Below are 5,106 nucleotides of genomic sequence, written 5' to 3'. Positions count from 1 at the left end.
TACCGCCGTATCCCGAAATGTTCGCGCCTAACTCTCCTACGATAAACACTCTTACCTTCATCACTCTTCACCTGTTAAGGAGCCGCCTGTGTAAAAAACAGGCAAAGATCATAGTAACACCCCTAAACCTTATGAGTCAACTGTGCTCTGCCAGTCCACTACCGGCTCCATTGGAGATGACCCTTGCCCATGGCTGCAGGCAATTGCCTGCGACAGAGCACTGCCAGTCACGTCTTACCGCCATGGGCATAGTGCATGACCCGCTTGGCAGCGCGAGTCTGCATGCGGTTGACGGAGAGGCCACCCGCAGTTTGGGACCTGCTGCCGAAGCCAATTGAACGATCGCGTGCTGCAGACGTATTCTTGACTATAGGTTGTGTGCATAATTGGTGCACAGGTGAGTAGGCTTTCCATCTGCTTTCCATATACTGCTAGGGACGAAGAAGTACCCAACTAAGAGAGGGAAACAAGATGACTGCGGAGACGAAAGCAAAGCTACGTCTGCGTGGTAGGCACTGGCGAACGCGGACGCTGGCCACCGCCGACTGGGAAGAGGAAGATGTCGCACTGGACCCCAAAGAGACTGGCTTTGTGGCCTTGCATCTTTGGAATGTCGGCGATGTCAACGGTCCGCCGGTCCCCGAGTACTTTTCTGTGGACATGGGGAAGCCGGAAACCCAAGCGGAATCGGTACGGATAGCTGCAGAGTTCATCCGGCCGGCGATTGACGCGGCGCGCGCTGCAGGCATGGCGATCTTCCACGTTGAGCCGCGCAACATCGCCCTGAAGTATGATTCCGTCCATTACATGTTGGAGGACGACGACCTCAACCCGCCGCCGGCACCGGGTCCTCCCGAGGTCAACCCCGGCTGGCGCAAAGAGCGGGCGGAGCGGACTCACGGCCACGGGTACATGGATTGGGATGGCTGGCAGCAGATGCGCATACTCTCGTCGTGCGAGGCGGAGCCGGGCGATCAGGTCATTCTCACCAGTGCGCAGTTCGACCGCATCTGCCGCAGCCGGGGCATTAAGAACCTCATCTATTCGGGTTTTGCAACGAACATGTGCATACAGGGGTCGGAAGGGGCCACCAGACCGATGTTGGCCTACGGGTACCGGATCTTCCTCATTCGCGAGGCCACGCTGGGGACTGAGATCCCAGAAACGTTCCAGGGCCGGCTGATTACGAAGGTAGCCCTCATCGAGTTTCAGAAGCACGTGGGCGACACGATCGGCTTCGATCAGTTCATGACGGCGTGTCGCGCCGTAGCTGCAGCGCGCGTAGACGTATAAACCAAACGTAGGACTGGGATTGCATGTTTCCAAATGGCGCGGAGTTTTGTCTCAGCTTACGGCCCGCGGTGGAGATGTGCACGAACTTCCCCTACTGGACGTCACAGTGGAACCATCTAAAGGGCGCGCTGGATGCGGACAGCAAGCAGTACGTGCTAAAGATGCACGAGGTAGCACGCTCGTTCGGGGTGCATCTCTATTGCCTGCTGGTGGGAAGTTCGCTCGAGGACCCGGACATCGACTATTTGAAAGAGCTTGTTGCAGCAGGTCACGAGGTGGGCAACCACACGTACACCCACCTCAACGTCAAAGCAAAGACCGTCGAGAGCTTGCAGGTTGTGTATGCCGGCGCGCCGTGGCTGGCCAACGGGCGCACGCCGCTGCAGATCATCTGCGACGAAGTGCGTGCCACGAATGTCGCAATACGGGAGCGGCTCGGCGTTACCGCAACCGGTTTTGGTACGCCGGGCGCGTTCAGCACGGGGCTGCACGACGTGCCCGAGGTCCAAGCGCTGCTCAAAGAAGAAGGCTTCACCCACGTCACCTCGCACTACCTTAGCCCGGCCCCGCGGGGAGCCAAGCGCCCGCCGCTCGATCACGTTGAAGCCGCCATGTGCAAGAACATTGACCAGCTCCAGCCATATCGCTATCCAAACGGCTTGCTGGAGATCGCGCCTATGGCTCTGACCGATATCGCGGCGTTTCGAGTTCTCGATCTGGACCGTTGGGAGTACGTCAGATTGCTCAAAACGGCGATTGACCACGCCCACGCGAACCGCTACATCCTGAGTCTTGCCTTCCATCCGCCCGCTATGGCCGCCCGCGACCCTCACTGCGACATACTCGATACCGTGATCCGCTATGCGCTAGAGAAGCCCGGCGGCTGTTGGATTGCGACAAACGGCGAGATTACGGCGCATTTGGGAGCAGCGTGACCGAAGTTTCCGGCGGGCGGCCCCTAGTCCAGGCTGGATACAAGAGTTGGCTCGTGCCCGGCCAAGTGCGAAACTAGCGCCTAGTCTCCAGCTACGACCTGAAATGTGTGAACGACGATAGCGTCCCACCAATGCCCTGGTTGCCCTGCTGCTCGTCTCATTGACGAGGGACCGATTAGCTTGCTAGACTGAGCAAAGATTGGCCGTGCATGGTGGCTGTAGCTCAACAGGTTAGAGCTCTGGACTGTGGCTCCAGCGGTTGGGGGTTCGAGTCCCCTCAGCCACCCCCTCTTCTCAATTTACCGGGCATTCGTGCGAAGGTGACCCTTCGCCGCCAACCTGCATCTACTGGCTGTATGAACGGCTCTCACTCACCCGTCTCCGGCGCGGCTGTCCGATTCACGAATCTAAATGGTACTTGCTACTGATATTAAGAAAGGCATGCAATTCGTGATTCCTGCGACCGAATCGAACGTCGACTACAAGGCATTGGTAAGAGAAGCATATGACACATGTGCAGCAGCGTACGATGCATCTCGCAAGACTGAGCCAGGGACTGAGATGCGGGAACTACTGAGTCGACTGGACGACGGCGACACAGTGCTCGACATCGGCTGCGGCGCCGGAGTACCGATAGCCAGGTCTCTTGCCGCACGCTACCGTGTCACTGGAGTGGACATCTCGCCGGAGATGATCCAACGCGCACAGGAGAATGTGCCAGCCGGCGAATTCGTGTGTGCTGACATCATGTCGGCCACGTTTCCTCCCTCCAGCTTCGACGCAGTGGTGGCATTCTACTCCGTATTCCATCTTCCCAGACAGGAACATGCGGAACTATTCCGGCGGATCCAGCAGTGGCTCAAACCGGGCGGATACCTGCTGTGCACTTTGAGTCACTACAGCGAGGCGGGCTACACGGAGGACGACTTCTTTGGAGAAACGATGTATTGGAGCAACTATAGCCTTACCGAATACGCGAGAATCTTGAACGAAGCTGGATTTGCACTGCTTGAGTCAAATTCGACGGGTTCCGGCTACGATGAGACTGCCCAGGAAGTCAGCGAAAACCACCCACTGGTGCTCGTGCGAAAGCATTGATAGGCGGAACTTTGACTACCCTCTCAGCCATTTGCGTTTGACTCTAAGACCAGTCGGAAACCGGGGTATCGACTGGTTGACGAATTGCCTAAGTGAGACTAGTGGTTCGACATTTTTGCTTTGATGGATAGGAGGCCGGTAGCACAGGTTTGTAACCTGTGGCCAGCTCCTCTGTTTGATGTGCTCACTCCATGCTACGGCAAGATCAAGCAGTTCCATCGCATCGTCTCCCGCTTTGACAAGCTGGTGAGCAGATATCTTGCCTCCCTCGTCTCGTCGGCGCTCTTATCTGGTTGCGTTAAAATGTCCTCCCAAGCCAGTGCCCGTTCCTTCACGTCACCCCGGCGAGGGCGCCGCTACGCGCCGCGCCTTGCAAACTGTTGGTCAGGTCCGAAAGACGCTGCCGACCATGCTTTGCAAGCGCGTCAATGCGCCTCCGGCGCGCTCTTCACCTTGTGTCTGAGAAAATTGCTATTTTTCGCGATGAAATGCAGTTTTTGTGGTCTTGACTTATTGACTTGAGTGAAAATGAAAACTAGAATGTCGCTAGCTTGAAAAAGCTAGGGTTCTTGTTGCGTAGCCGGCCCTCTGGGAGCGTTACCAGAAAGCAGGGCCGAGCCGTGCTGAGGTGACAGGAAATGTCCAAGTACGCGGAGCTGAAGACCCGCCTTGAGAGCGGCGACGTGATCATCTTGGATGGTGCAATTGGGACGGAGCTGCAGGCTATGGGAGTGCCTATGGACCCCGCCTCTTGGTGTGGTCCAGCCAACTATACGCATTCGGCTACAGTCCGCAAGATGCACGAGCGTTACATACGAGCGGGAGCGGAAATCATCACCACGAACACGTTTAACACGCTGCGTCCCGCCTTGGAGGCATCCGGCTACGGGGAATTGGTACGGGAAGTAAACACACGGGCCGTGGATGCGGCGCTGGATGCCAGAGACCGCGCTGCCGGCGACAAGCCCGTGTATATTGCCGGCTCGATCTCGTGCCGTATTCCAGTTCGCGATGGCAGAACCGGAAGGCTCCTCGGAGGCACGGGCTACGGCTACGGTGCCAGTCTCTCGGTTGAGGAGTTGCGGTTCCACGCCCGGGAGCAAGCGGACATCCTGGCTGAGTCCGGCGTGGACTTCTTCCTCATCGAGACTCTGTGGGCGGACAACGAATCTCGGGCAATTGCCACGGAAGCGGCGAAGAGCACGGGACTGCCGGTGTGGGTGGCATTTACGGCTTCGCTGAGCGGGGATGGGCAGACCGTACGCATGGACTTCGCGGCCGATCGGAATTACAGCGTTGGCATAGGGCTGCCGATGTGGACGTCCACCTGGCGACAAGTCGACAATGAGAAGACCTTGGCCGTCGCGGCTAGCGAGATTGCAGCGATTGGGCCTGACGTCCTTGGTGTGTTCCATAGTCGCTTGCATGACACCACGAAAGCGCTGCAGGTGGTCTTGGACGAGTGGTCCGGTCCCGTCATGGCCTATCCGGACGCGGGCCGGCAAGACTATCTCGACGTCAAGCAAGACGCCAGTGTCGTAAATGAAGAATCCGCGCAGGACTTGCAGCGGGAGGCCGGCGCATGGGTCGGCATGGGAGTCCAGGTTATTGGCACGTGCTGTGGATTCGGTCCGGGATACATCAATGGGTTGGACGGCGCGCTGCCGGGCCGTATCTCCGCGCCGCGGATGAGCACGCAGGCCGTCGCGGAAGAGGGAGTAGCTCTCCCAAGCACCTAAATCTAGTAACTAGCCTCCGATGTGGCAAGAGGGGCAAGCAT

The 5,106-nt window shown here is 58.0% G+C and carries 4 protein-coding genes and 1 tRNA gene; all 5 read left to right on the top strand.

Features of this window, described 5'->3' with window-relative positions; genetic code table 11:
- The first annotated feature begins 471 nt into the window (after positions 1-471).
- The 5 genes from OXE05_00880 to OXE05_00860 all read left to right on the top strand — a co-directional run bounded on the left by OXE05_00880 (position 472) and on the right by OXE05_00860 (position 5,065).
- Entirely contained in the window at positions 472-1,293 is an 822-nt protein-coding gene (locus OXE05_00880) for an isochorismatase family protein (protein ID MCY4435870.1), read from the top strand.
- Positions 1,294-1,316: 23 nt separating this feature from the next.
- Positions 1,317-2,228: a polysaccharide deacetylase family protein gene (locus tag OXE05_00875; protein MCY4435869.1), complete on the top strand. Its 912-nt coding sequence runs from the start codon at positions 1,317-1,319 to the stop codon at positions 2,226-2,228.
- A gap of 212 nt (positions 2,229-2,440) precedes the next feature.
- Positions 2,441-2,514, top strand: a tRNA-His gene (locus OXE05_00870).
- A 164-nt stretch (positions 2,515-2,678) separates the two neighbouring features.
- Complete coding sequence (locus OXE05_00865; GenBank protein ID MCY4435868.1) at positions 2,679-3,326, top strand: class I SAM-dependent methyltransferase; 648 nt, start codon at positions 2,679-2,681, stop codon at positions 3,324-3,326.
- 638 nt (positions 3,327-3,964) lie between these two features.
- Positions 3,965-5,065 (top strand): homocysteine S-methyltransferase family protein, encoded by a 1,101-nt coding sequence (locus OXE05_00860; protein MCY4435867.1) that lies wholly within the window; start codon positions 3,965-3,967, stop codon positions 5,063-5,065.
- The last annotated feature ends 41 nt before the right edge of the window (positions 5,066-5,106 follow it).

It is taken from the genome of Chloroflexota bacterium (genome assembly GCA_026710945.1).
GTDB lineage: Bacteria > Chloroflexota > UBA11872 > VXOZ01 > VXOZ01 > VXOZ01.
Note: the sequence above shows the minus strand (reverse complement) of the source record. Positions and strands in the feature narration are given on the sequence as shown.

Excerpts from the sequence above, each read along its gene's own strand:
- OXE05_00880 (MCY4435870.1), top strand. The coding sequence starts at position 472 with ATGACTGCGGAGACGAAAGCAAAGCTACGTCTGCGTGGTAGGCACTGG.
- OXE05_00875 (MCY4435869.1), top strand. The coding sequence starts at position 1,317 with ATGTTTCCAAATGGCGCGGAGTTTTGTCTCAGCTTACGGCCCGCGGTG.
- OXE05_00860 (MCY4435867.1), top strand. The coding sequence starts at position 3,965 with ATGTCCAAGTACGCGGAGCTGAAGACCCGCCTTGAGAGCGGCGACGTG.